General features: G+C 64.3%; 25 protein-coding genes. 11 read left to right on the top strand and 14 right to left on the bottom strand.

Annotated features, from left to right (window positions below; translation table 11 throughout):
* Positions 1-8: 8 nt before the first annotated feature.
* On the bottom strand, positions 9-995 hold the full coding sequence (locus tag N2603_RS05760) for a glycosyltransferase (RefSeq protein WP_018648464.1): 987 nt from the start codon (positions 993-995) through the stop codon (positions 9-11).
* Between the two features lie 283 nt (positions 996-1,278).
* Between N2603_RS05760 and N2603_RS05765 the strand changes: the two genes are divergently transcribed.
* Both N2603_RS05765 and N2603_RS05770 read left to right on the top strand, forming a co-directional pair.
* On the top strand, positions 1,279-2,631 hold the full coding sequence (locus N2603_RS05765; RefSeq protein WP_260388016.1) for an O-antigen ligase family protein: 1,353 nt from the start codon (positions 1,279-1,281) through the stop codon (positions 2,629-2,631).
* A gap of 120 nt (positions 2,632-2,751) precedes the next feature.
* Complete coding sequence (locus N2603_RS05770) at positions 2,752-3,897, top strand: GNAT family N-acetyltransferase (protein ID WP_260388017.1); 1,146 nt, start codon at positions 2,752-2,754, stop codon at positions 3,895-3,897.
* A gap of 21 nt (positions 3,898-3,918) precedes the next feature.
* On the opposite strand, the gene N2603_RS05775 is transcribed toward N2603_RS05770, so the two are convergent.
* Positions 3,919-4,458: an RBBP9/YdeN family alpha/beta hydrolase gene (locus N2603_RS05775; protein WP_260388018.1), complete on the bottom strand. Its 540-nt coding sequence runs from the start codon at positions 4,456-4,458 to the stop codon at positions 3,919-3,921.
* Between the two features lie 122 nt (positions 4,459-4,580).
* On the opposite strand from N2603_RS05775, the gene N2603_RS05780 reads away from it, so the two are divergent.
* Both N2603_RS05780 and N2603_RS05785 read left to right on the top strand, forming a co-directional pair.
* The gene (locus N2603_RS05780; RefSeq protein ID WP_018648460.1) at positions 4,581-5,057 is read left to right on the top strand and encodes an Lrp/AsnC family transcriptional regulator; all 477 of its coding nucleotides are present in this window, start codon (positions 4,581-4,583) and stop codon (positions 5,055-5,057) included.
* Positions 5,058-5,163: 106 nt separating this feature from the next.
* On the top strand, positions 5,164-6,048 hold the full coding sequence (locus tag N2603_RS05785; protein WP_260388019.1) for a protein-L-isoaspartate O-methyltransferase family protein: 885 nt from the start codon (positions 5,164-5,166) through the stop codon (positions 6,046-6,048).
* A gap of 13 nt (positions 6,049-6,061) precedes the next feature.
* On the opposite strand, the gene N2603_RS05790 is transcribed toward N2603_RS05785, so the two are convergent.
* From N2603_RS05790 to N2603_RS05805, 4 genes are all read right to left on the bottom strand, one after another.
* A complete protein-coding gene (locus N2603_RS05790) occupies positions 6,062-6,196 on the bottom strand; it encodes a hypothetical protein (RefSeq protein ID WP_018648458.1) in 135 nt (44 codons plus the stop codon).
* Positions 6,197-6,287: 91 nt separating this feature from the next.
* Positions 6,288-6,887, bottom strand: a complete 600-nt coding sequence (gene wrbA / locus N2603_RS05795) for an NAD(P)H:quinone oxidoreductase (RefSeq protein ID WP_260388020.1) — start codon at positions 6,885-6,887, stop codon at positions 6,288-6,290.
* 45 nt (positions 6,888-6,932) lie between these two features.
* Entirely contained in the window at positions 6,933-7,631 is a 699-nt protein-coding gene (locus N2603_RS05800; RefSeq protein WP_018648456.1) for a pirin family protein, read from the bottom strand.
* Between the two features lie 36 nt (positions 7,632-7,667).
* Positions 7,668-8,420 (bottom strand): SDR family NAD(P)-dependent oxidoreductase, encoded by a 753-nt coding sequence (locus N2603_RS05805; RefSeq protein WP_018648455.1) that lies wholly within the window; start codon positions 8,418-8,420, stop codon positions 7,668-7,670.
* 118 nt (positions 8,421-8,538) lie between these two features.
* On the opposite strand from N2603_RS05805, the gene N2603_RS05810 reads away from it, so the two are divergent.
* On the top strand, positions 8,539-9,474 hold the full coding sequence (locus N2603_RS05810; RefSeq protein WP_018648454.1) for a LysR family transcriptional regulator: 936 nt from the start codon (positions 8,539-8,541) through the stop codon (positions 9,472-9,474).
* A 109-nt stretch (positions 9,475-9,583) separates the two neighbouring features.
* On the opposite strand, the gene N2603_RS05815 is transcribed toward N2603_RS05810, so the two are convergent.
* Positions 9,584-9,841, bottom strand: coding sequence for a hypothetical protein (locus N2603_RS05815; protein WP_260388021.1), 258 nt, complete (start codon positions 9,839-9,841; stop codon positions 9,584-9,586).
* A 149-nt stretch (positions 9,842-9,990) separates the two neighbouring features.
* Here N2603_RS05815 and N2603_RS05820 point away from each other — a divergent pair, with 149 nt between their 5' ends.
* Positions 9,991-10,977, top strand: a complete 987-nt coding sequence (locus N2603_RS05820) for a tripartite tricarboxylate transporter substrate binding protein (protein WP_260388022.1) — start codon at positions 9,991-9,993, stop codon at positions 10,975-10,977.
* 8 nt (positions 10,978-10,985) lie between these two features.
* Here the strand turns inward: N2603_RS05820 and N2603_RS05825 are convergent, their stop codons facing one another.
* Entirely contained in the window at positions 10,986-13,604 is a 2,619-nt protein-coding gene (locus N2603_RS05825) for an autotransporter outer membrane beta-barrel domain-containing protein (RefSeq protein ID WP_260424153.1), read from the bottom strand.
* Positions 13,605-13,892: 288 nt separating this feature from the next.
* On the opposite strand from N2603_RS05825, the gene N2603_RS05830 reads away from it, so the two are divergent.
* Together N2603_RS05830 and N2603_RS05835 are read left to right on the top strand one after the other, a co-directional pair.
* Positions 13,893-14,876, top strand: a complete 984-nt coding sequence (locus N2603_RS05830; RefSeq protein WP_260388023.1) for a helix-turn-helix transcriptional regulator — start codon at positions 13,893-13,895, stop codon at positions 14,874-14,876.
* Positions 14,877-15,021: 145 nt separating this feature from the next.
* On the top strand, positions 15,022-15,381 hold the full coding sequence (locus N2603_RS05835) for a hypothetical protein (protein WP_260424154.1): 360 nt from the start codon (positions 15,022-15,024) through the stop codon (positions 15,379-15,381).
* A 335-nt stretch (positions 15,382-15,716) separates the two neighbouring features.
* Here N2603_RS05835 and N2603_RS05840 read toward each other — a convergent pair whose 3' ends face one another.
* The 4 genes from N2603_RS05840 to N2603_RS05855 form a co-directional block, all read right to left on the bottom strand.
* Positions 15,717-16,550 (bottom strand): adenylate/guanylate cyclase domain-containing protein, encoded by an 834-nt coding sequence (locus tag N2603_RS05840; RefSeq protein WP_260388024.1) that lies wholly within the window; start codon positions 16,548-16,550, stop codon positions 15,717-15,719.
* A 91-nt stretch (positions 16,551-16,641) separates the two neighbouring features.
* Positions 16,642-17,109 (bottom strand): YbaK/EbsC family protein, encoded by a 468-nt coding sequence (locus N2603_RS05845; protein ID WP_260388025.1) that lies wholly within the window; start codon positions 17,107-17,109, stop codon positions 16,642-16,644.
* 7 nt (positions 17,110-17,116) lie between these two features.
* Entirely contained in the window at positions 17,117-17,857 is a 741-nt protein-coding gene (locus N2603_RS05850) for a haloacid dehalogenase type II (RefSeq protein WP_260388026.1), read from the bottom strand.
* 31 nt (positions 17,858-17,888) lie between these two features.
* Entirely contained in the window at positions 17,889-18,329 is a 441-nt protein-coding gene (locus tag N2603_RS05855; protein WP_260388027.1) for a winged helix-turn-helix transcriptional regulator, read from the bottom strand.
* 85 nt (positions 18,330-18,414) lie between these two features.
* Between N2603_RS05855 and N2603_RS05860 the strand changes: the two genes are divergently transcribed.
* On the top strand, positions 18,415-19,149 hold the full coding sequence (locus tag N2603_RS05860; protein ID WP_260424155.1) for an SDR family NAD(P)-dependent oxidoreductase: 735 nt from the start codon (positions 18,415-18,417) through the stop codon (positions 19,147-19,149).
* A gap of 117 nt (positions 19,150-19,266) precedes the next feature.
* On the opposite strand, the gene N2603_RS05865 is transcribed toward N2603_RS05860, so the two are convergent.
* Both N2603_RS05865 and N2603_RS05870 read right to left on the bottom strand, forming a co-directional pair.
* The gene (locus N2603_RS05865) at positions 19,267-22,305 is read right to left on the bottom strand and encodes an efflux RND transporter permease subunit (RefSeq protein ID WP_260388028.1); all 3,039 of its coding nucleotides are present in this window, start codon (positions 22,303-22,305) and stop codon (positions 19,267-19,269) included.
* A gap of 5 nt (positions 22,306-22,310) precedes the next feature.
* Complete coding sequence (locus N2603_RS05870) at positions 22,311-23,375, bottom strand: efflux RND transporter periplasmic adaptor subunit (protein WP_260388029.1); 1,065 nt, start codon at positions 23,373-23,375, stop codon at positions 22,311-22,313.
* Between the two features lie 323 nt (positions 23,376-23,698).
* Between N2603_RS05870 and N2603_RS05875 the strand changes: the two genes are divergently transcribed.
* Entirely contained in the window at positions 23,699-24,184 is a 486-nt protein-coding gene (locus tag N2603_RS05875) for a phosphoribosyl-AMP cyclohydrolase (RefSeq protein ID WP_260388030.1), read from the top strand.
* 64 nt (positions 24,185-24,248) lie between these two features.
* The gene (locus tag N2603_RS05880) at positions 24,249-25,913 is read left to right on the top strand and encodes a SulP family inorganic anion transporter (RefSeq protein ID WP_260388031.1); all 1,665 of its coding nucleotides are present in this window, start codon (positions 24,249-24,251) and stop codon (positions 25,911-25,913) included.
* Positions 25,914-26,026 lie beyond the last annotated feature (113 nt).

Raw genomic sequence — 26,026 nt, forward strand, 5'->3', positions numbered from 1 at the left:
GAGAAGGGTTAGATGCCGAAGCGGGCGAGAGCTGTCCTGGCCGCGGCGCGCGGCAGCGCCTTGAGCGAGCGCCGGCCAACCATCGTGAGATAGCCAAGGGCGTCGCGATATCTGCCGAAGCGGACCGCTTGCATCGCCGAATAGGTGACGAGATGAATCTCCGCGGCGAGGCGCAGCCCGGCGGCCGCGCCCGCGGGCAGTCTCGCCAGGATCAGGCCGTCGTCGAAGACACGCGCGATCGCGGGAAAGAAATCCTTCGGCGTCCGTACCGCCGCGTTCATGGTGTTGGCGGTGTGCAGGCGGTAGTCGAGCAGCAGCTTCGGTGCGAACTCGAACTCGCCGATCGCGGCGAGGCGGCACCAGCAATGCCAGTCCTCGCAATATCTGAGCGAGGTGTCGAAGCCGCCGATGGCGCGGAACGCCTCGGCGCGTGCGAGCGCGATGCCGCCATTGACGATGAAGTTGCCGCTGGCGAGCCGTGCCAGCACGTCGCCGGAGGGCTTGCGGCGCCCTTTCAACAGGCCCCGCCGACCGATCTGCCGTCCTTCGCTGTCAATGGTGTTGTAGTCGCCGTAGACGAGAACCGCGCGTGGAGCATCGCGCGCCGTCGCGAGCAGTGCCGCCACCGCGCCGGGGCGCAGGCGGTCGTCGGCGTCGAGGAACAGCAGCCACTCGCCGCCCGCATGCCGCGCGCCGAGATTGCGCGCTGCCGACACGCCGGCGGAGTCGTTGCTCATCAGGTGCAGCCGCGGGTCACGGATGGCGCGAACGATCGCGACGGTCTGGTCGGTCGAGCCGTCGTCGACGACGATCACTTCGCCCACCTCGCCCTGCGACAGCGCGCTGGCGAGGGTTTCGCCGATATAGGCGGCGACGTTCTTGGCGGGAATGACGACGGACACCGCAATGGTCGAGCCGACCTGCAGCGGCGGACGCGCCGGCGTCGCCACGCGAGATGAGGCCGGCAGTTCGAGAATGTCTTCTGCGGTGATCAAGCGGCGGCTCGTTCTTAATGATCCGTTAACCGGGGCGGTCTGCGCGCTGGCAGGACCCGCGATCGAAAAACTCGGGCCGGATGATACTCGCATTGCCGGCAAATCATTGCGGGCGAGATCTGCGCGTCGCCGGTTTCGTCAAGTAACGTTAAGTCGACGGCATTGAGCTTGCGGAAATATGGAGGAGTGCGCCAGCGCCGCTCGGCCGCACTGGTTGACGGACGGTTAACGGGGATGAGGTAGGACGTGAGGCTTCCGCCGGCTTCACCACCTGCCTTGAGCCATGGATCGCAGCGCCGCTGACACCACCGACGTCGAGGCCCCATCGCTCGGCCACATCCTGCGCGAGGGCCTTGCCGGGCTGAACGCCATGCGGGCGGCGCGCTGTCTCGTCGCGATTGCGGCCCTGCTTCTCATCCTGGTGACGCTCGATCCGTTTCCCGACCTGCGCAGCGAGGACGCGGCCACCGTCGTCGGCGGACGTATGGCGCTGACCTACGTCGCCTGGGGTCTTCTGGCTGCGGTCGCGGTACTGCTCGTCGCGGTCACGGATGCACCCGCGTTGAAGAGCCTGGTGACACCGCTACATGTGTGTCTGGTCGGTTGGCTGTTGATCAACATCGTCTTCTCCGAGAGTCGCGGCGTCTCGATCCAGCGTTTCGTGCTCGCGGCCAGCGTGACCTCGCTCGCCGTTCTGCTGCCACTCCTGCCGCCGACGCAGCGCAGCTTCAATTTGTGCCTCGGCGCCGCCGCACTCGCGCTGCTCGCGCTGTGCTATCTCGGCGTTGTCCTCGCCCCGCAATATTCGATCCACACCGCGCTCGACGTCACCGAGCCGCAGCTCGCCGGCGACTGGCGCGGCAGCTTCGGCCACAAGAACGTGGCTTCGCCGGTGATGACCGTGCTGGTCTATGTCGGCATTTACCTGTCCGCCGTCGGATCGTTCGTGATGGGGCCGGCGATCGCCGTGCTCGCCGGCATCTTCCTGATCTTCACCGGCGGCAAGACCTCCTCGGTGCTGTGCCTTGCGATCTACGCGCTGGCCTCGCTTGTCTATGTCGCGCGCAGCCTGTGGCTGAAGCGGCTCATCTGCTTCGTGCCGCTGATCGCGATGAACCTGCTGACGGTGGGCAGCGTGCTGAGCCCGGCGCTCGGGGCGATGACGCGGCTGCTTCCGCTCGATCCCACCTTCACCGGCCGTTCCGCCATCTGGGAGTTCGCGCTCGCGGCCGTGGCCGAAAAGCCGCTCATCGGTCACGGCTATGCGGCTTTCTGGGACGACGTCTCCGCGCGGCAGACTGCCCAGGGCGCCGAATGGGCGACGTCAGCCGCGCACAGCCACAACTCCTATCTCGATCTCGCGGTCACCATCGGCCTTCCGGGCTTGCTGCTGGTGATCCTCGTCTTCGTGCTCGCGCCGCTCCGTAATTTCCAGTCCGCCCAGGCTCACAACCGAGGCAGCGCACTGGCAAAGCTGTTCCTGACCGTCTGGCTGTTCGGCCTGTACTACGGCGCCACCGAGACCTTCCTGCTCGAACGGCAGAATCCGATCTGGTTCATGTTCGCCCTCGCGGTGGCGGGCCTGCACTTCCTCGCAAGGTTCCAATGCGTTGACCAGACGGAACCCCAACGCTGACAGCTTGTCGCACTCGTGGCGCCGTGGTTGCACCGGCTTAACGATAAGCCGCGACGTCGCTTGTGGTCTGCGACAAAACATAATCTATCTGGAAACATTCAGTAATCGTATGTCCCGGGGATGACGTTTCTCAGCGTCGAGCAGCCAGATGGTCTTGTGTCCAGCACGCCGGGAATCGCGGTCGATTTCCTGCGTGACTGGCGGCAGGCCGCCGCGCGCCTGAGTGCCGGCCATCGCACCGCTTTCCAGCATGGATACTGGCTCGGCGCCTGGTACGAGGCGTTTGGCGACGCTGCGCCGCTGATCGCCGTGATCTCCGATGTCGCGACCGGCAGGGACATCGCGCTCGTGCCGATGATCAGCCATGTCAGGCGCGGCATCCGCATTGTCGAATTCGCCGATCTCGGCGTCTGCGACAACAACGCCCCGATCCTGGCGCTCGATGCCGCGCGGGACCCGGCGGCTGTGGATGCGATCGGCAAGGCGCTGGTCGAGGCGTTGCGCGCTTTGCCCGACCGCTTCGACCTGCTGCGGCTGAAGAAGATGCCGGCCCAGGTCGGCGGCAAGCCGAACCCGCTGGTGTCGCTCGGCCGTACCGGATCCTGCTCGGTCAACGGTAACCTCGTCCTGATCGGCGACGATTATGAAGCTTATCAGGCCTCGATCAGGCGCATGCAGATGCCGCGGTGCTGGCGCGTCTTCAGCCGCCTTGGCAATGCAAGGTTCGAGATCGCGACGGATGCCGAGCGCGCGCGTGAATTCCTCGACGTGATGGACATGCAGCAGGAAGAGCGGATGAGACAGCTTGGCTCGCCTTTCGTCCTGAACGACGATGTTCACGCCCGATTCTATCGCGAGGTGGCGCGCCAGGGTGTGGCTGAAGGTTATGCCGTCATCTCGGCTCTGGTCTGTGACAAGGGCATCGCGGCGACGACGTTCGGCGTCCGCCACGGTGCGACTTACCTCCTGCTGCGCATCAGTCACACCGGCAGAACCTGGGCAAACTTTTCTCCCGGACTGCTCGCGACCGAACGCACCATGGAGGCGCTGCATGCACAAGGCGTGCGCCGCTTCGATCTCAGCATCGGCAATCAGGACTACAAGCGCCGGCTGGGCGCCGTGCAGGTTCCGCTGACAGATGCCACCGTCGCGCTGTCCTGGCGCGGTGCGCCTTTCGCCTGGCGCGACCACGCCGCGCAGGGCCTGCGCCGTCACCCCAGGCTCGCCGCCTTGGCTGCGCGGGCGATGGGCAAGGTGGCGCGCTGACGGGCGCCCTCTGTTTCGCCGTCATCTCGGAAGGCCTGCGCGAAAGGCGTCGAGCAATGCGCGTCCCTGCGGCCAGTCGCCGAGCCCGCTCGTGGCATTGATGTGGCCGAGTGCGCCCGGCACGATCAGGCCGGACTGCCAGTCCTGCGCCCGCCGCCGTGTCACCTCGATCGCTCCATAGGGATCATTCGTGCTCGCGATGATCAGTGCGGGAAAGCGCAGCGGGCGTTCCGGCACCGGCTTGAACGCCATGGCCTCCGCGGGAAAATTTCCGCCATCCGGATCGGGCACGGCGACTAGAAAGGCGCCGGCAATCGCGGATGGGAAGCGCGCGGCCCAGTGCGCCACCAGCAGGCAGGCGAGGCTGTGGGCGACCAGGACAGGCGGCTTGGCGCAGCGTGCGAGCGCGCGCTCCAGGGCTTGCTCCCAGTCGCCAAGGTCCGGCCGATCCCAGCTCGCCGGCTGGAATCGCGTGAAGCGCGCATCAGTGCGCTCCCACAGCGTCTGCCAATGGGTGTCGCCGGAGCCGCCGAGGCCGGGCAATGTGATGATGTCGTGCATGAACGTCCCGTGATATCTGAGATGACGTCGCAGTGTGACCGACCGCGGTCCTGCATCACATGGCAAGTCATCGGCGGAATCGACCATCTGCCGATGATCTCAAGGCGGAAGGGAGAATTTTGTTGGATCGCTTCGGAAGCATCGACGCCAAGGATTTGAAGATCCTCGAGGCGCTGCAAACCAATGCGCGCGTGCCACTGTCCGAGCTGGGCCGCTCCGTCGGATTGTCTCAGCCGGCGATCTCCGAACGCGTCAAGCGGCTCGAGGAAGCCGGCATCATCGAAGGCTACGGCGCCCGCATCAACCCGCGCGCCCTCGGGCTCGGCCTGATGGCGCTGGTGCGACTGCGCACCTCGCACGAGCACATCAAGACCTGCCTCAAACGGTTCAGCGAGATTCCTCACATCATCGAAGTCCATCGCGTGACCGGCGACGACTGCTTCGTGCTCAAGGTGCTCGTTCCTGCCCCGGAGGACCTCGAGACGATCGTGGATCGCATTGCCGGCTTCGGCACTGTCACGACCTCGCTGGTGCTGCGGAGCGAGCCCGCGCGGCCGATCGGCAAGGATCTCGTCAGGAAGAAAACCGAACGCAGTTGAGGCGCGGCTTGCGTGATCGGCACGTCACCGCGCCGTCACAAAGCCCTCGAAACTTCCGGTTGTCGCACCCGTCGTGTTATCGTCGCCCTCGTTTTCCGGAGGCGACATGGAAGATCGTTCGGCAAAATATCGCGCATTCTATGCGCAGTTGATCTGCTCCGCGGCGAAGTCTGCGGATCCCCGACTTGAGGAGGCCTTTCGGACCGTCAGGCGCGAGCCTTTCGTCGGGCCCGGGCCGTGGTCGATCTGTCTCGGCGGTCATCCCTATGTGGTCACGCCTGACGATGATCCCGCCTTCCTGTACCAGAACGCGCTGCTCGCGCTGGATCCGGCGCGCGGCCTCAATATAGGCATGCCCAGTGCGCACGCTTATTGGCTCACCGGCTGCGCCGTCAGGGAGGGCGAGACTGTGATCCAGATCGGCGCGGGCAGCGGCTATTACACCGCGATCCTCGCGCATCTCGTGGGTTCGCGTGGCCGCGTTCATGCCTATGAGATCGACGAGCGTCTGGCGGGACTTGCGCGCGACAATCTGAAGGATGTCGCTCATGTCGACGTGCGCGACCGTTCGGGCATCGCCTCCGATCTGCCGGCTGCGGACGTGATCTATGTCTGCGCGGGCGCGGCGCAGCCGGCGGCGGAATGGCTCGAGGCGCTGCGGCCCGGCGGCCGGCTGGTGTTTCCGCTCGCGCCGGAAGGCACGCTCGGCGGCATGTTGATGATTACCCGCCCGGATGACGGCGCGATCTGGCCTGCGAAATTCCTCAGCCGCGCCCAGTTCATCGGCTGCGCGGGATTGCAGGATGCGGATGCCGCCCGGCGACTGCGCGAGGCGTTTGCGAGAGGATGGGAGGGTGTGCAGTCGCTGCGGAGAGACGGTGCTCCCGACGAGACATGCTGGTTTGCCGGCGAGGGCTGGTGGCTGTCGACGGCGCCGGCGCCCATGCCAGTGGAGTCAGTTCAGCCTCACGCCGACATCACGCAGGCCTAGCGGAATTGCCGCCTCACGATCCCGTGCACCCGGCGCAGTGAAACCGGCCGCGCGAGGCGCGAAACAGGCTGCGGCAGTACCAGCGCCGCGCCAGCGCCTGCGCTGGCTTGCGGATCATCTGCGCGATCAACAAGAGTTCGAAAGCCATTCGTCTCGCTTTGGGTGAAATATCCTGCTCACGCATATGGGGCGGCATTCCCGAAGGAGAATGCCGCCCAATTCGTATCAGCCATGTCGCATCAGCCATGCAGCTTTTTGGCCGTCTCCGCGATCTGCCGGCCCTGATAGCGCGCGCCGGCGAGCTCGTTGGCGCTGGGCTGGCGGCTGCCGTCGCCGCCGGTGATCGTGGTGGCGCCGTAGGGCGCACCGCCCGTGACCTCGTCGAGCTTCATCTGGCCGGCAAAGCCGTAGTTCATGCCGACCACGACCATGCCGAAATGCAGCAGGTTGGTGATGATCGAGAACAGCGTCGTCTCCTGGCCGCCATGCTGGGTCGCGCTGGAGGTGAAGGCGCCGCCGACCTTGCCGTGCAGCGCGCCCTTGGCCCAGAGCCCGCCGGCCTGGTCCAAGAAGTTCGCCATCTGCGAGGCCATCCGGCCGAAGCGGGTGCCGGTGCCGACGATGATTGCATCGTAGTTGGCGAGATCCTCGATCTTGGCCACCGGCGCTGCCTGGTCGAGCTTGTAATACGAGGCTTTGGCGACCTCGGCCGGCACCAGCTCCGGCACGCGCTTGATGTCGACGGTGACGCCGGCCTCGCGCGCGCCTTCGGCGACGGCATTGGCCATCGCCTCGATGTGGCCATAGGCGGAATAATAGAGGACGAGAACTTTGGTCACGGTGGTCTCCGTTGGGATTGGTGGGATGATTGGTCGTTTGGATCGTTAGGCGGCGTCGACGAGCACGAGCTCGGAGTCTTCGAGCGCCGTGATCTTCAGCCTGGCCTCGTCGCGGATCGCGGCGCCGTCGCGGGCGTTGACGCGAACGCCGTTGATCTCGACGGCACCCGCCGCAGGCACGAGGTAGAGATGCCGCGACGTCTGCGGCTCGTACTCCGCGCTCTCGCCCGCCTTCAGCGTGGTGGCGAGCACCCGCGCATCGGCGCGGATCGGCAGCGCGTCCGTGTCATTCTCGAAGCCGCTCGCGATGGTGACGAGCTTGCCGGAGCGATCCGCCTTGGGGAAAGGCTTTGAGCCCCAGGTCGGCTGTCCGCCGCGTTGCGTCGGCTCGATCCAGATCTGGAAGATCCGCGTCTGGGTCGGCTCGAGATTGTATTCGGAGTGACGGATGCCGCTGCCGGCGCTCATCACCTGCACGTCGCCCGCTTCGGTGCGCCCCTCGTTGCCGAGGCTGTCCTGGTGGGTGATCGCGCCCTCGCGCACATAGGTGATGATTTCCATGTTGGCGTGGGGATGGGCGGGAAAGCCGGTGTTCGGCGCGATCTCGTCGTCGTTCCACACCCGCAAGGCGCCGTGACCCATGTTGTTCGGGTCATAATGGCTTGCGAAGGAGAAATGGTGCTTGGCCTTGAGCCAGCCGTGGTCGGCGCCGCCGAGCTTTGCGAAAGGTCTGAGTTCGATCATGGAAGTGGGTCCTGATTGGAGGGGTGGGGGTTGGCGTTACGCGCCAAACCCGCCGTCGACATTGAGCACCGTGCCGGTGACGAAGGAGGCTTCCGGGCTTGCGAGGAAGACCACGCCGGCGGCGACTTCCTCGGGCCGGCCGAAGCGCTGCAGCGCGTGCTGCTTGCGCTGGGCTTCCGCGAAGTCGCGGTCGTCGTCCGGATTCATGTCGGTGTTGATCGAGCCGGGCTGCACCACGTTGACGGTGATGCCGCGCGGACCCAAGTCGCGCGCCGCGCCCTTGGTGTAGCCGACGACGGCCGCCTTGGTGGCGACGTAGTCGGCAAGGCCCGGGAACGAGGCGCGGTCGGCGAGCATCGAGCCGACGGTGACGATGCGGCCGCCTTCACCCATCAGCTGCGAGGCGGCGCGGATCGCCGCGATCACGCCATGCACGTTGACCTGGTCCTGGCGCGCCAGCGCGTCCGTATCTGCATTGGCATCGTTGACAGCGCCGCCGGCGGCGACGCCGGCATTGTTGACGAGGATGTCGAGACGGCCGAATTCCTTGGCGACGTCGTTGACGAGCTGCGTCACGTCCTTCGCCGAGGCCTGGTCCGCCTTGAAGGCACGCGCCCTGACGCCCTTGGCCTTCAGTTCAGTGACGACGGCTTCCGCCTTGTCGGGCGAGGCGACATAGCTGATGGCGACATCCGCGCCTTGATCGGCGAGTGCGCGGGCGGAGGCCGCGCCGATGCCGCGCGAGCCGCCGGTGACGAGGGCAACCTTGCCTGAGAGCTTCTTGGTCATTGGATTTCTCCATTCCGTGGGTTTGCGATTGACCCTTGGATAAGCCTCCGCCTGTGGTATAGAAATAGAAACTGTCGAAACGCATTGTTTCCTGAAATTCTCCGATTGGACCGAGGCCATGGCAAAACTCCCCGATTTCGAGGCGCTCGCGATTTTCGCAAAAGTCGTGGAATTACGGTCGTTTGCGGGAGCCGCGAGCGAGCTCGCGATGTCCAAGGCGACGGTCTCGAAGGCCGTGACCCGGCTGGAGGAGCGGCTCGGCGCCCGCCTGTTCAACCGCACCTCGCGCCGGCTCGCGCTGACCGATGCCGGCCATAAGCTCGCCGACCGCGCGACGCGTCTGCTCGCCGACGGCGAGGCGGCCGAGAACGAGGCGCTGGCGCAATCGGTGGCGCCGCGCGGCCTGGTGCGGCTCGCGGTGCCCATGACGTTCGGCATCAAGGCGGTGGCGCCGCTGCTGCCGGAGTTCTTCGAGGCCTATCCGGAAGTCTCGGTCGATCTTCACTTAAGCGATGCGACGGTGGATTTGATCGGCGAGGGCTTTGACATGGCGGTGCGGATCGCGCGGCTGCCGGACTCCTCGCTGATCGCGCGCCGGCTCTTCACCATGCCGCGCTTCACCGTGGCCGCGCCGTCCTATCTGAGGCGTCACGGCCGCCCGACGCATCCGATGCATCTGGCCGAGCACAGATGCTTCAGCTACGCCTACATGTCGACGCCCAACATCTGGCACTACACCAATTCGGCCGGCGAGCAGGCGAGCGTACGTCCGGGCGGCCCGCTTCGCGTCAACAACGGCGAAGCCGTGATGCCGTCATTGATCGCAGGCCTCGGCATCGCCGAGTTGCCCGAATTCATCGTCGGCGAAGCGATCTCCTCCGGCGCCGTCGAAGTCATCCTGAAGGACTGGAAGCAGGCCGAAGGCGCCGTGCATCTGGTGACCCCGCCCGGCGGCCCGCGTCCCGCACGCGTCGAAGCCCTCGGCGATTTCCTCGCGGCGAAGCTTCCGGGCACGTGCAAGCGGCGGCCGCGCGGGAAGGTGAAGGGAGCGTAGCGCGAGCGTTCCCGACGATCTCGTCATTGCGAGCGCAGCGAAGCAATCCAGAATCCCACAGCGGAGACACTCCGAATTGCTTCGCTGCGCTCGCAATGACGGAGTGTGACTACGACACCTTCTCGCCGTTGATCGCAACGATGCGCAGGTTCGGCTTCAGCGTCCCTTCCAATCGCGCCTTCAATTCGTGAACCCGAGGATCGGTCGAGTGGGCTGCGCACACCGCGTATTGATGGACGGATTTCGCCAGGGCCCGCCGCGCTTCCGGCGTTCGCGTCACATCCGGCTCCGAAAGCCGCAAGACGATCGCGGCGAGATTGACCAGCATCTCGTCCAGAGCGACGTCGATAGTCCCAAGATTGTGCATCACTCCCTCCCGGGAAGGGCAACCCGCAGGTCCGCCGATGCGTTCCGCACCCGGCCGGACATGGTTAACGCTTCGTAAACGGCTTGTTCTTGCCGGCCGCCACGCTAGGCTGGCCGGAGAAACAAAGAAAATCTGGGGGAGGCACCACCATGGATCGACGCGATCTCCTGCGCGCGGCTGCGGCATTGCCGTTGCTGCGGGCTGCCTGGCCGGATCCGGCCTTCGCGCAAGCCTATCCGGCGCGCAACATCACCATGATCGTGCCGTTCCCGGCCGGCGGCCAGGCCGATCTCGCGGCGCGCCCGGTGGCGATGGCGCTGGAGCGGATCCTCGGCAAGCCCGTCATCGTCGACAACCGCGCCGGCGGCGGTGGTGGATCGGTCGGCAATGCCGCCGCGGCGCGCGCCGAGCCCGACGGCTACACGCTTTTGATGACGCTGTCCTCGCTCGCGGTGCTCCCCGAGGCCGACCGGCTGTTCGATCGTGCCGTTGCCTACGAGGTCTCGCAGTTCATGCCGATCGCGCGCGTGCTGGCCGACCCCACGCTGCTCGCAGTGCCCGCGTCGGCGCCCTGGAAGACCGCGCAGGACTTCGTCGAGGATGCGAAGAAGCGTCCCGGCCAGATCACCTACGGCTCGTCGGGGCCCTACGGCACGCTGCATGTGGCGATGGAAATGTTTGCGAACAGCGCCGGCATCAAGCTCATGCACGTGCCGTTCCGCGGCGCGGGTCCTGCGCTCACTGCGTTGCTCAGCGGCACCGTGCAGGCGATCGCGGCGGCACCGGGGACGCTGAAGCCGCAGGTCGACGACGGCAAGTTGCGTGTGCTCGGCAATTGCGGCGCGCAGCGCATCGCGAGCTTCCCTGACGTGCCGACATTCCAGGAGCTCGGCTACAAGGACGTCGAGATGTACATCTGGGCCGGGCTGTTTGCGCAGAGCTCTCTTCCCGCGCCGATCGCCAGCCGCTTGCGCGAAGCGATGGCACAGGTGATGACCAGCCCCGACGTGCTCAAGGCCTTCGAGACATCAGGCAGTCTCGTCGCCTATCAGGACGCGCCGGCCTTCTCGCAATTCGTCGCGGCCGACAGCGCCCGGCTGATCGCGGCGGTGAAGAAGATCGGCAAGGTGGAGTAGGGCGCGTTCTAAAATTCGGTGCGGACCAGTCCCCGCAATGTGTGCCGGTCGTATCCCGATGCGAACGCACCTTCGTAAGACGCCTTCAACGACGTCGCGGCCTTGAGGTCCCAGCGGAGCTCGGCCCCGGTGAGCGCCACCGTGCGCGCGCGCTCGACGCCGGTGATCGCGAACGGAATGCCGGGGGCGCCTTCGAGGGCCGCCGTCGTGGTCGCGGCGCTGCCGGTGAACTCATGGCGCACGGCAAATGTCGCGCCGAGCTGCGCGGCATGACCGTTCGGCATCGTCACGCGCTGATTGGCGCGCAGGCCCAGCGTGCCATAGCCGACGTCGAAGCTGCCGGGCCGCACCAGCTGATTGACGCCGGGCGCACCGGTTTCCGACAGGCTGCCCTGCCGGGTCGCGTACCAGTCGGCCTTGGCGAACGGCTCGGCTGTAAAGCCCCATCCGGCCGCGAACGGACGCGCGATGCCGAGCGAGACGGCGAATGTGTTCGCTCGCGAGGAGGCGGTCGCAGTTTCGCCGAGGAACGAGATCGTGCGCGAGGAATCGAGTGCCGCGAAGGAATAGCTTATGGCGGATGCGACATTGAATCCGCCGGCTTCGCCGCGCGCGTAGACGCCGGCATGCCCGGCATTGGCCTCGATGCGGTCGGCGCGGCCGGCTATGCGCAACTGGCCGGTCGATGCGCCCACCGCCACGCCCGCCGTGAAGCCAGGCATGTGCCAGAGATCGGCACCGAGCGCCGCGCCGCCGACGGCCGTGCTCGTCCCGAACGCAATGTTGCTCGCCGCCACCTTGTCCCAATTGCCGTAACCGCCGAACCAGACACTCGGCAGCGGCGCCGCGCGACGACGGCTCAGCGCCTTCCCGATCGGGTCCGCCGGCTCCTCCGCATAGGACGAGGCCGACATGCGTACGGCTTCGCCGCGCGACTGCGTGCCGGCGTTCCACATGAAGTTTTGGAACATGTCGGCCTGATCGGCGGTGAAGCGGCGTCCGTCGGCATGGATTTGCCCGGCGAGATCGTCGAGGCCGGCCTTGATGCCCGGCGTATTGAGCGCGGCGAGCGTGTTGATCGCTGTGCCGAGCGCTCCCGATGCGCCGCCAGCCTGCGCCTGGTCGAGCGCGCCGGCCACTGCGGCCTGGTTCGGCGTCAGGCCCGACAGCGTGCCGAAGCCGCCGATCTGCTGCAGGATGAAATAGACGTTGTTGGCGTCGTAGCTGAGCTGTCCGGAGACCAGCGGGCTGCCCGAGGTCGTGAGCGTCGCGAACGTGCCGCTGACGCCGCCGGTCGCGGTGAGGATCGTATATTGGGTGTTGGCGAGGAAGCCCGCGCCGAGCGGCACGATCTGCACCGTGCCGCCATTGAGCGTGACCGTGCCCGTTGCCGCGATCTTGTCGGACTGGCCGCCGGCGTTGATCTCGACCTGGAAGGTCGAGCCGGCGTTGAAGGTGACGTTGCCGCTGACGTTGAGCGTCCCGATCGAATTGCCGGGGGCGACCATGCCGCCATTATTGACGACGATGCCCCCGACCGTGCCGGTGCCGCCGAGATAGCCGCCATTGACGGTGACCACCGACGGCAATGTGCCGTTCACGATCAGGCCGCCGGCATCGACAGTCGTCGCGCCGTTGAAGGCGGTGGTGCCGGTCAGCGTCCAGACGGAGGTACCGGTTTTCGCCAGTTGCTCGAATTCGTCGTATTGCAGACCGGCTCCGAGCGTTCCGAGGTCGAACGAGGCGCTGCCGGCGCTGCCAAGGTTCAGCGTGTCGGTGCCGGTCCCGCCGCGAACATTCCCGGTGATCGTCGAGCCGGGGGCGAGGCCGAGCACGTCATCGCCGCCGTACAGGTCGACCGCTCCACTGCCGCCGCCCGAGATGGTTCCGGCATTGAGGACAGTGTCGGAGCCGGAGGAGCCCTGGATGGCGATGAAGAAGCCGCCGGAGATCGTGCCGCCATTGATGAGGGTGTTGCCGCCGGCAATGAATTGCACGCCGGTATGGCCGCCGCCGATCGATCCGCCCTGATAGACGAGGACGGTATTGCCGCTCGACGTCCCGCTGATTCGCAGTCCGGTCGTGTTTCCTCCGGTGCCGACCGCCGTCCCGCGAATGTTGATGAGATTGTCGTTGGAATTGTCGATGACGATGGCCGCTTCGGCGTTGCCCGTACCCTCCGCGATCGCGCCGGCCGCGATCGTCACATTGTTGTGCTTCGATCCGTTGGAAAGCAGAACGGCTCCGCTGTAGGTCGAAGCCGTCGCCTGATTGCTGATGGTGACATGCGAAGCGATGGTGCCGTCGAAAACGATTGCGGGTATGCCGGCGCCCGGCACCAGCGATGTCAACGTCCCGTCGCCGACAGTGACCGTGATGTTGCTGCCGCCGGTGGCGTTGATGTGGTCGGTGTTGCCGAGCCCGGTGCAGGTCGCCACATCGCCCGAATTGAGCGCACCAATGACGCCGGTGCCAGCCACGTTGCAGGCCGCGAGCGCGGGCGCGGGTGCCAGTGAGAGCAGACCTCCGAGCATGATCGGCGCGAGTGCCGTCGTGACGAGCAGCCTGTTGCGCAGGACGGTCGCCGTCACGACGTCTTGCGCGCGGGTCTGTATTCCAATCGGCACCGACAACAATTCTCTCGTGGCAGTCTCTCAACTGCTAGCGGGGACGCCGCGCCGTTTCTTGGAGCCGTGCGAAACGCATTATGGCTAAAGGCGCAAGGACGCCGGTTTGCGCCGGCCTGTTGCGGCGACGCCACGCACGGCTGGGCTGGCAGCGCTGCGCGTTGACGCACCAAATGGACAAAGGCGCAAATTGAGATGGCCTGCCGCGCAACCTTGTCTGAGGCGCGTTGCGCGCATCGGCCAAGGCGATATTGGTATTCCGCTACACCAGACCGGAGACGCGCGCCGATGGCGGCCGATGACCAATCGATCCACGGCCCGCCGCGCCTCGGCTATACCGGCGACCCGCGTGGGCCGGCCTATGAGATGTGGCGGGAGGAATTTTGCCGTCGCGTGATGGCAGCTGATCTTGCGCCCTTGTCCGAGGGCTCTTTTCACTGCGACGTCAAAGCATTGATGTTGCCGCAGGCAACCATATCCTTCTGCAACGGCACGCCGATCAGATTCATGACGCTCAACGCCAGCGATAATCTGGCGTTGCTGATTGCGCCGGATTCGCCGTTGCACGCGGTCATGGGCCGTCGCGCGCTCGAAGTTGCCCCGCTGGGCATCAGTCTCATCGACGCCTCCATCAAAGGCGCATTCGTCTCGCAGCTCGAGGAGGGCGGCAACAAGGCGGCTTTGTTCGACCGCAAGACGCTGCTGTCTTATTGCCCCGATGCCGAAGACAGCGTTGCGCGGCCGCTCGATCATAATCCGGCGCTCACTGCGCTGCTGCATCGATATTACGACTTCGCGGTTCAGCACGCCGAGGGACTCGATGCGCTGGCGCAGCACACCGTTTCGCAACACCTGATGGATCTGATGGTGCTGGTGCTCGGGGGCAGGCGCGACGCCACCGAATTGGCGAAAGAGCGCGGCCTCCCCGCGGCTCGGCTGGAAGCCATCAAGGCCGACATTCTGGCGCGGCTCGGCGACGGCAGCCTCGCGCTCGCCGACCTCGCGCTGCGCCATCGCGCCAGCCCTCGCACCATTCAATTGCTGTTCGAGCGCAGCGGCGTCACGTTCTCGGAGTTCATGCTGGAACAGCGGCTGCTGCGGGCGGCACGGCTGCTGCGCGATCCGATGCACCGGGCGGCCAAGATCAGCGACCTGGCCTATCTCTCCGGCTTCAACGACGTCTCGTATTTTCACCGGGCCTTTCGCCGGCGCTTTGGCATGACGCCTTCCGATGCGAAGGTACGGCAGATGGAAACGGACGGCCGCAGTTAGCGAAGGGACGTCGCCGTCGCCCTCGACGCAGGCGCAAAATCACCGGAAAGATCGAGTTCCTGCTTTCACGTTTAGTTGTTGGCCCAGAACCCGCCTCCGCCTCATTGATTGATGAGAATTGGAGGGAATCGAGAAGGATCTGGACATGCGAGCAGAGCGGATTGCGCTGGGTGTGGCGCTCACGATCGGCGGCATCTTCGCGCAGAGCGCAGCATTCGCCCAGGAATATCGCGGAACCATGGAACAGCAGATGGCCTGCACGCCCGATGTGTGGCGCCTGTGCAGCGACCAGATTCCGGACAGGAACCGCATCGTGGCTTGCTTGCAGCAGAACACACCGCAGTTGTCGAGCGCCTGCCGTGCGGTTTTCCAGTCCAACAATCAGGCGCAGCCGCAGCAGCCGCTGCCGCGCGGTCGCGCCGTCCCGCCACCGCGCTATAATTCTGCGCCGCCGCCGCCCGCCGCTGCGCCGACATTCCCGCGGACTTATGACGATGACGACTAGCGCATGATCCGGACCCGGAGGGCCGCGTTAGCGCAAAGTGGCAGCTGTTTTCCGAAAGATCATGCTCAAACAACAACCTAAAGCGCGATGATGATCCGTCCCAATCTCATCGCGCTTTAGCGCGCCATCCTGAGCGGTGTCGAAGTTACGGTATCGTGCAACGTTGGCTGTGCTTCTGACGACGCCGCGATGGCGCCGTTGGTCGAGTGAAACGGCGGCCTGAAACCAATCCTGTTGATTCCGAGTGTTGCGAACAGGCCAGGCCTCGCGAGCGAGGCCCGTGGTTCGCATTGATCGTCGTCGCCGTGAAATAACACCGAGGGGCACCGCTTCGTTCAGCGCTCCCCCTTGCTGTCCGACTGAGGTCGATGTCGGAGCGCTGTCCGCAAGACAACTCCGAAGAGCAGTGCTGCGACTGGCCAATGGAACCAGATCTTGTGCATGCCGGTGAAAACATTGATCAGAATCAGAAAGGCCGACACTGTGAGGGCCGCTGCAACCGGGCGGGGCAGCCTTGCCAGCCCATCCGAGACGACATGCATCCACGAGGATGGCTCGTGCCTGTCGCCAATCTGGAGGTGACCGGCTTCCTCGCGGCGAGTGGGGCTTTCGTCGACCGCGAAGCTCCGTCCCTGATCGGTCCGGCCGCTCATGGTCACCCGATAGCTGGTCATGGGCGCAACGTTCTTCATTGGTCGCTGACCGAGACAGTCGAAGCCAACGGATAATTTGTTGTGCACCTGATCGTAGACGGAGCTCGAGATCACGACGCCGCCGGGGTCGGCGAGTTCTTGCAGTCGTGACGCGATATTGACCCCGTCGCCATAGATGTCGGAACCGTCCACCATCACGTCTCCGAGGTTGATGCCGATGCGAAACCGCATCGGGGGTGTGTGAGGTGGATCCGAATCCTGGTTGGAAATTTCCTGCTGAATCTCGACCGCACATTGCACGGCCTCGACGACGCTGGCGAACTCGGCGATGACGGCATCGCCCCAGGTATTCACGATGCGGCCGTCATGACGTTCCACCAATCCCGCAATGGCAGTGCGGTAGCGGCGGAGCGTCTCCAGCGTTCCCGCCTCGTCTGCTTCCATGAGGCGAGAATAGCCGTGCACGTCAGCGCAGAGGACGGTGGTCAGTCGTCGTTTCACCTTGTCGTCGGTCATGGCCCCTATGGTAGCCTCCCTGACCGGCAAATGCATCAGGCCGTCGAGGCTATACGGGCGTCAAATGCGCTCGATCTGCGCCGTAGCCGCCTTACGGCCTGTGCTCGCAGACGTCGACCCATTCGGCAGCGGTCAGCTCGGCCATCCGCTCGGGCGTGATGCGCACCGCGCTGTGGGTCGAGCCCGCGGCCGGCACCACCACGTCGAATGCCTTCAGCGACACGTCGCAATAGACCGGCAACGGCGCCCTCAGTCCGAACGGACAGACGCCGCCGACCTCGTGGCCGGTGATGTCGGCGACCTCCTCCAGTCCCAGCATCTTCGGCTTGCCGCCGAACTGCGCCTTCACCTTCTTGTTGTCCATGCGCGAAGTGCCCGCGGCGACGATCAGGATCACGCGCTCGCCGATCCGCAAGGACAGCGTCTTGGCGATCCGTCCCGGCTCGACGCCATAGGCTTCGGCCGCCAGCGTCACGGTGGCGGAGCTGATCGGGGATTCGATGACGGAGATGTCGGGGGCATTCTCGGCGAAGAAGGCGCGAACGGATTGAAGGCTCATTCGATTCTCACGGGCGGGCGACGATGGTGGGCAGCTCCGAGAGCGAACGGACGCGATGATCCGGCGCAAAGCCGAGTTCGTCCATCTGGGTCCGGAGCGCCCTGAACATCGTCAGCGGTGCCACGAGTTCGTTCTCGACGCAAGCCAGCGCCATCGCTTCCGGCGTCACCCGTTCGATCCAGGCGACGTTGAGGCCGAAGGATTTTGCGCCGGCGACGTCCCAGGGATTGGAGGAGACGAACAGCACCTCGTCCGGCGCGGCGCCAAGCACCTCGCCGATCAGCTGATAGGCCGCCGGGCTCGGCTTGAAGATCTTCTTCGCATCGACGCTGATGGTGGCATCGAGCAGCCGGTCGAGCCCGGAGTTGCGCACCAGCGCGTTCAGCATGTCCGGGCTACCGTTGGAGAGGATGGCGAGCTTTCGCGGCCTCAAGGCTGCAAGCGCGCTTGCTGCATCCGGATAAAGATCGAGGTGCAGGTACTTCTCGATCACGCGCTCGAATGCCTCGCTGTCATAGGCGAGCCCGAGCACGCGCAGCGTATAGGCGAGCGCCTCGCGCGTGACCGCGTCAAAATCCTGGTAGCGCTGCATCAGCGAGCGCAGCCAGGTGTATTCGAGCTGCTTGATGCGCCAGACCTGCGTGATGATCTCGCCATAGCCCGGAAACGCATCCTCGGTGACGTCAGCGACCGACTGGATGTCGTAGAGCGTTCCGTAGGCGTCGAAGACGACGGCTTTGATGCTCATTGATCCGCTCCCTTGTGTCGCAAGCGCACGACTATGCCGACGCAGTCGGCTTACCGTGTTTCGTATTCCCGGTGTCCCGCTCGGCGAAGACCCGGCTGACCTCCGCCATGTGCTCGGTGCCCCACGCGCAGAGCGGCACCAGCGCCTGGGCCAGGCTGTGGCCCAGCGTGGTGAGGCTGTAGTCCACCCGCGGCGGCACCTCCTTGTAGTCGGTCCGCTTCACGAGACCATCGGCCTCGAGCTCCCTAAGCTGCTGGATCAGCACCTTGTCGCTGACATCGCGCACGGATCGGCGGAGCTCGCCGTAGCGGGTCGGCCCGCCCTGCGCGAGGAAGTACAGGATCAGCGGCTTCCACTTGCCGGCGACGACACGCAAGGTCGCATCTAAGCCGCAGGTGAAGCCGGGTAAATTCGGCGTGCAGTTCTGCGCAGCGGGTGAAGGCGGCGCCGAAGGAGAGGTCGGGTTTGACATTTTTTGGGTACTTACCAAAAGGTGCATACTTGTCGATAGGTGGGTACGCCGCCAGCTCAGTGCAACCTCAATGAAGGAGCACATCATGAGCAGACTACAAGGCAAGACGGCGGTGGTGACGGGTGGTGGAACCGGCATCGGGCTTGGAGCGGCGAAGCGGTTCGTCGACGAAGGCGCGTTCGTCTATCTCTTCGGGCGGCGGCAGGAGCCGCTCGATGCCGCCGTTGCACAACTGGGGCCCTCGGCGCGCGCCGTCAGGGGCTCGGTGACCGATCTGTCCGACCTTGACAGGCTGTACGCGGCGGTGAAAGCCGAGCGGGGCGGGCTCGATATTCTCTTTGCCAACGCCGGGACCGGATCGTTTGCGCCGCTCGGTGAGATCACACCCGAGCACTACGATCAGATCTTCGACGTCAACGTGAAGGGACTGGTGTTCACGGTGCAGAAGGCCCTGCCGCTGATGACGAAGGGGGCGTCGATCATTCTCACCGGCTCGAGCACGGGGGTGATGGGGACGCCGCAGTTCAGCATCTACAGCGCAACCAAGGCTGCGATTCGCAATCTGGCCCGCAGCTGGGCGCAGGACCTGCGCGGCACCGGCATCCGCGTCAATGTGCTGTCTCCGGGGCCGACCAAAACGGAGCTGGCACTGGAGGTCGTCGGCGAGGAAGCGTTCAATGCGCTCGGAGGCGCCACGCCCATCGGGCGTGTGGGCGACCCCTCCGAGACAGGGGCGGTGGCCGCGTTCCTGGCGTCCTCGGACAGCAGCTTCATGACCGGCGGCGAGGTCTTCGTCGATGGCGGCCTGGCGCAAGTCTGAGTGAGCGTGAGGGCTTCGGTCAACGGATCGAAGCCCTCAATGCGCAGCTGCAATGACGATCCGACTAGGGCGCGTACGCATGAATTTCGGGCATGTCTGCTGATCTTGCGGCCTGCGTCAGACGTTCTTCTCGAACCGAAACAGCAGGAAGTATCCGGCCGGCACGAAGAACAAGGTCAACAGCGAAGCGATCGCGAGTCCCGACATCATCAGCACCGCCATCGGCTGCCATAGCGCGCCACCGGCAATCGCCATCGGTGCCAACCCCAGAACCGTGGTCGCTGACGTCAACAGGATCGGACGCAAGCGCTTCTCCGACGCCGCGACAATTGCGCCGCGCAAATCCAGCTTCTCGCGCTCGATGTCGATCTGATCGATGAGCACGATCGCGTTGTTGATGATGATGCCGGAAAGGCTGATGATGCCGAGCGTGCCGAAGAACGAGAGCGGTTGTCCGGCCGCGAGCAGGCCGAAGGGAATGCCAATCAGGATCAGCGGTATGGTGATGAACGTCAGAAGCGTGCGGCGGAAGGAGTTGAATTGCAGGATGATCGCAAGGATCATCACGCCGAGGGCTGCGGGAAATCCCGCGATGAGCTTCTGGTTGGTTTCCGCGCTCTTCTGGATCTCGCCGGCGATATCGATGTGATATCCGCCGCTGAAGTCGAGCGACTGCAAGGCGGGGCGAATGGAATCAAGGAGTGGCCCGGCCGTCAATGACGCGCTGCGCGCCGTGACCGTAATGGTCCGTTCCTGATTCTTGCGGCGGATTCGCGCAACATCGAAGCCGGGCTTCAGCCTCGCGATCTGCGCAAGTGGAATGAGGATCCCATTTTTCGCAAAGGTCGCGCTGGTAAGGCCTTCCAGGCTCTCGGAGGTATGGGCGGTGGCCCGGAGCACGATCGGAATGAGGTTATCGCCTTCGCGATAGATCGACACCGCGGCTCCGCTGAAATAGGTATTGAGGAGCTGGGTGATTTCCTCCGAGGTTATTCCGAGCTGGCGCGCGCGATGCTGGTCGATATCGATCACCACTTTGATCAGCTTGTTTCCCCAATCGTCCTCATTGTCGCGGATCCCGGGAGCGGCCTGAAAGAGCGATCTCACCTTCTGGCTGAGCGCCAGCAGCCGGTCACCGTCGGGTCCCGAAATCTCCACTTCGACGATGCCCGATTCCACCGAGCCCATCGCCAGCCGTTTGATCTTGAACCGGGCCTCCGGGTGGTTGGCATAGAGATAGTTCCAGGCACGGTCTGCTGCTTTGACCGCGTTCCGATAGTCACTGGTGTTCACCAGGAAGAACGCTGAAGCCGGGTCAGGCGCCACGGGTGTCAGCGTGAGATAGAACCGGGGACCGCCATCTCCGACATAAAGAGTGCTGCTCGTGATCTCCGGATTTTGCGCCCTCGCTCCGAGCCATTTCGAAATTTCCAGCGCACGCGCTTCGGTCTGCGAGATGTCCGTTCCGTCGGGCATGTTCATATAGATGAGAAACTGATTGCGCTCGCTCAGCGGAAACATTTGTTTCGGCAGCCGGCCGAACTGGGTCAGCGACAACACGACCAGGACGATGCATCCGACCAACACGACGGGCGAGAAGCGGAGGGCCGACTGCAACATCGCGCCGTAGAGACGCTGCAGCCGTGACGGCGAGGTCTCTTCGTTGCCGGGAGAACGCCCGCGGCCGATGAACCAAACCGTAAGCGCCGGCAGGATGTAGAGTGCGGAAATCCAGGAGCCGGCCAGCGTCAGGGCGACGACCGCCGCGAGCGAGAACGCATATTCACCGGATGATCCCGGGAGAAGGAATAGCGGCAAGAAGGCCGCAATCGTCGTGATCGACGATATCAGCAGTGGAAAGGCATACTGCTCGCCCGCCGCAAGACCCGCGGCCTGAGCCGGCATTCCGCGGTCAATCCGGCTGACGATGTCCTCAACCATGACCACGCCATTGTCGACCAGGAGACCAAGCGCGATGATGATGGCGGCGATCGAGACCTGCTCGAGCGCGAGCCCGAGCACGCGCATGCCGATGAGCGCGAACATCACGGCGGACGGGACGATCATCGCCGCAATCACCCCTGCGCGCAGGCCCAGAAACAAGACCACCAGCGCTGCAACGACGATGAAGGTCTGTCCCACGTTCGACAGCGCCGAGTTGACGGACGCGCGGACCTGCTCGGCCTGGTAGGTCGCAAAGTCGATCGCATATCCTATCGGAAGCTGCCGCTCGTAGTCGCGCGCGGCTACACGCAAACTGCGGCCGAGCTGCGTGACGTCCTGATCGGGCTGCATGACCACGCTGAGCACCACCGCGGGCCGTCCGTTGAGGTAGGCCGGCTTGATCTTGGGCGAGGCATAGCTGCGGTGAACGGTCACGAGGTCGGCGAGCCGCACCAAATTGTCGCCTGTGCCGACCTTCGTCAGCATCGTCTCGATCGCCCGCACGCTCGGAAAGTCGCCCGAGGTCTCGAGCAGCAGGCGCGTGCCATCGGCATTGATGGCTCCGGATGGTAACACGACGTTTTGACCCTGGAGGTCCTTGATCAGGGCGTTCACCTGAACGCCGACCGCGGCAAGCTTTCGCGTGTCCAGCTCCAGCCAGACCCGCTCGTCCTGGACACCCAAGAGATCGATCTTGGAGATTCCCGGGAGCTGATAGAGCTTCTTGCGAAAATCCTCCGCCACATCCTTCATTTCGCGCGGGGAAAAGCCCTCGCCAGTGATTGCGATCGTCGCAATGGCGACATCGCCAAAGTCGCTGTTGACGAATGGACCGATCACGCCGTCTGGCAGCTCGACCTTGACGTCGCCCATCTTGTCGCGAAGCCGCTGCCAGGCCGCGTTGACGTTGCCGACCTCGTCCTTCAGGTCCACGTAAATCGTTAGTGCCCCTTCGGTGGCGAGTGTCCTGATGTCCTTGACGTCGGCGAGCTCGCGGATTTTGCGCTCGATCGGGATGGCAACCAGATTTTCCATGCGCTCCGGCGCCATGCCGGGGAAAAGCGCCGACACCACCGCGGTGCGGATGACGATGACCGGGTCCTCGCGCTTTGGAAAATTCGGATAGAGAACGATCCCGGCGAGCAGCAGGCAGATCATGACGGTGATGGTGAACCGCGACCGCGCAAGGCCAAATAGCGTGAGGAGATTCACGGTACCTACTCCTGCACGGGGAGGAGCTTTACTTTCTGTCCGTCGGCCAGATAGGAAACGCCCGCGGATGCGACGATGTCGCCCGCGCCGAGACCCCCGGTGACGATCAGGCGATTGTCGCGAACGCCGCCAACGGTGATGTTGTGCTTTTTGACGATCGAGCTTTGGCCGTCATAGAGGAAGATGGTCGCAGTGCCCTGCAGCTCCTTTCCGCCCTCGGGCGCAAGAACGCTGAGCGGCAGCAGGAAGCCGCTTGATCCACTGGTCACCGGCTCTTCGATCGTGACTTCGACCGACATGCCCGCGTTCAACCCGGCGACGTTGTTATCGAGGTGTACGACAACGGGGAATGCGGAGACCTGCTCCGCTTTCGAGCCGAGTTCCTTGATCTCGCCTTTGAGCGAAAGGTCGGGCATGTCGGCGATCTTGACGGATACCGGCTGGCCGACCGTCAGGCTTTGAAATGTCGGTGACGGCGCCAGAAACGACATGTCGAAGCGGTCATCGCTGTACAAGGTGAGGATCGGTTGGCCGGCTGTAACTTGTGCAAAGGATTTGACGTCGACCCGCGCAACCGTGCCGGGGAACGGCGCGACAAGCTTGCTCCGGTCGAGGTTGTGGTCTGCAAGCTCGAGCTGGCGTTTGGCCTGGTCGAGTTGGGCTCTGGAGCTCAAGAGAGTGGCCCTGGATTGATCGTAGATCGCCTGGGTCGTGACGCCCTTCTTGAGCAGTTCGTCCTTGCGCTGGAAATCCGCTTCCGCATTGTCGGCCAGCGCCTGGGCCTGCTGCACGCCGGCGCTGGCCTGCTCGACCTGCGTCTGCAGCGAGCGCGGATCGATTTCTGCGAGCACCTCGCCCAACTGCACTTTCTGGCCGACGGTGAGCGTGACGGCCTTCACTTGGCCCGCAATCTCGAACGAGAGGCTGCTCACGTCTGCCGGCTGCAGGACGGTGGGGAAACGGCGAACGCGGCTTTCGGCCGTCGCGGAAACCTTGACGGCGCGAAGCCCCCGCACGGGCCGCTCGGCGGCCCCTCGGTCTTTCTCACCGCAGCCTTGCAGGCCGAGCACGAGGGCCGCGCAGATTAGAAGTCGCAAAGGTGGGCGATGCATGGTCGGCTCCATCTGATGCAGTTGGTGAGGCGACTTCCGCGTGTTGCATTCTTCCCCAAAGGATGTCGCGTGCCAAGGGCGACCGTCCTAAGCGAACGACCTTGGCTCCGTCGTCGACGGGCCTGCCCGCTGTGGCAACCTGCTCCGGCACTGGTCCTGCCCGTTTGCATCGCAATACGTTGCCGCGGGCCACAAGCCCGTACTGTTCTCTTGAATGAGTCCGGCCAAAGCGAGAGCATAGGGTGCGCTATTCTCCCGTGCCGCCCTCAGTGGAGAGACCCATGGCCATTACAGAAGCTCAAGTGAATGCGGCTCAACAGGCGTGGTGCGATGGTCTGGTCGAGATTGGAAAAGTCTACAGAACATCAGGAGATGTTCGGGCGACGGCAACAGCCTTGATCGGTGAGCTGTACGACTATCGGGACGGTGTCGTGTTCTTCAAACCAACATTGGCTCACGGCCCTCACACATTTCGCAGCACAGCGAAGGGAGCGCTGTCATACTTCATCGGCGGCGATCCCGATTTTCCCAATGACAAGGGTTTTGCCTTAAAGCCTTGGGCGCGCGCCTGGTATGACAACAACGCCGCCGAAAATGGCATTCAGATTCACGGATTGATCGCCATCACGATGGGCAACGTCTATGCGGTCGACTATGAGGGGAATGAGATCATGGTCGACAAAACATTCGTCTTCCGCCTCTGCAAGGACGGCAAACTGCGGCTTTGTGCCCACAAATCTGCGTTGCCTTACATTCCGGATGCCTGATTGATTCCATACCGCTCGCGAGAGTGAACTCGCCGGCTCTGTCCGGGGGTGGAAAGGGGGGGTATTGTCAGGGTTCGCGGTCACGCGTGGTGATATTTTCGGCGGCATAACAGCCGGCATCGTCGCCTTGCCGCTTTGCCTTGCGTTCGGGGTTGCCTCGGGATTAGGGCCGGCCGCTGGACTATACGGCGGAATCATCCTGGGCATCGTCGCCGCGGTGGTGGGAGGCACACCTGTCCAGATATCCGGACCGACGGCACCCATGACGCTCATTGCGGCGAGCATTGTCGCGGCGAACACGTCATCCGACGGGACGCTGCAGCTTGCGCCGGTCGTCGGAATTTTCTGTCTCGCAGGTGCGTTGCAAGTCGCCTTCGGGGTCGCACGGCTCGGAAATTACATTCGCTTCCTGCCATATCCGGCGATCTCAGGCCTGATGACCGGCATCGGGATCATCATCATCATTCAGCAGATTTTCCCGATAGCGGGCCTGCAGTCGCCGTCGTCCAGTCCGGCCGAAATCCTGAAATCCTTGGGCGCTCTCACGCAAGGTGCGCGCCTCGATGCCGTCCTGCTTGCGGCAGCGACTGTCGCGATATCATTTCTTCTCCCAAGGTTTTTCTCGGCCGTGCCACCGTCTCTTGTCGCACTGATTTTGCTGACGGGCCTGGCCGTGGCTTTGGGTCTTTCGGCGCCGACGATCGGAGACATTCCCAAAGGGCTGCCGGATTTTGTCCTGCCCCAGCTCAAGATCGCCGATCTCAGGTTTGTTTTTGTCACCGCGTTTCAACTAGCATTCCTGGGCGCGATCGATGCTTTGACGACGTCGCTCGCCGCCGACAACATGACGAGGACGCATCACGACAGCAATCGAGAACTCATCGGGCAGGGCGCTGGCAACATCGGGGCGGCGCTGTTCGGCGGCATTCCGGGCGCGGGCGCCTTCATGCGAACCGCCATCAATGTTCGCGCCGGCGGACGGCATCGCTCCTCGGGCGTGATCCACGGTCTTTTCCTGCTCGCCGTTCTCCTCGGCCTGTCGAGCGTGGTGCGGTACATTCCGCATGCCGTCCTGTCGGGAATTCTGGTCAGCGCCGGGTTGAGCATCATCGACTATCGCAGCCTCGGTCATTTGTTCCGCGCGCCGCGTGGCGACACATGGACCATGCTGATCGTGGTTGTGCTGACGATCTTCACAGATCTGATCACGGCGGTCGGCACTGGCGCCGTGCTTGCGTCCCTGATCTTCATGACCAAGATCGCGCGCACGATGGAACAGAGCACGACCCTGACGCTGGTCGAGGACGAACTGTGGCAGGATGAACTCGAGATTCCGGATGCGCTGAAGCAAGGGCTGCTGATCAAACACGTCAACGGACCATTGTTCTTTGGTTTTGTCTATGCGTTTCGGCGAATTGCCGAGCGGGCGGCGGACGGAAAGATGCTGGTGCTGCGGATGGAGCGCGTCACCTATATGGATCAATCCGGAATCTACGCGCTCCAGGATGTGCTGGTTGACCTGGAAGCCGCCGGGCTGAAGGTGTTCCTCGTCGGACTTCCTCGAGATCAGATCGACCAGCTCAAGGCTCTGCATATTGTTCCGGATCTCTTGTCTGAAGAGGACATCTTCCAGAATTTCGAAAGTTTCAAACAGAGGCTCCCGGCGATAGTGCAAGAGCTCAGTCGCGCGAGCGACGCTGGAAGGCCGATGAAATCGATGGGATTCTGACAAGAATTGGAGAGCGACCTCTCCGAACGGCGGGGGGTCGCCGACGTCGCAACAATCCGATCGGCTTCAGTCCTCATCTCTATCGCGCCCGCAACCGGGGCGAGCGCGCTTCA

This window comes from Bradyrhizobium huanghuaihaiense (genome assembly GCF_025200885.1).
GTDB classification, from domain to species: domain Bacteria; phylum Pseudomonadota; class Alphaproteobacteria; order Rhizobiales; family Xanthobacteraceae; genus Bradyrhizobium; species Bradyrhizobium huanghuaihaiense.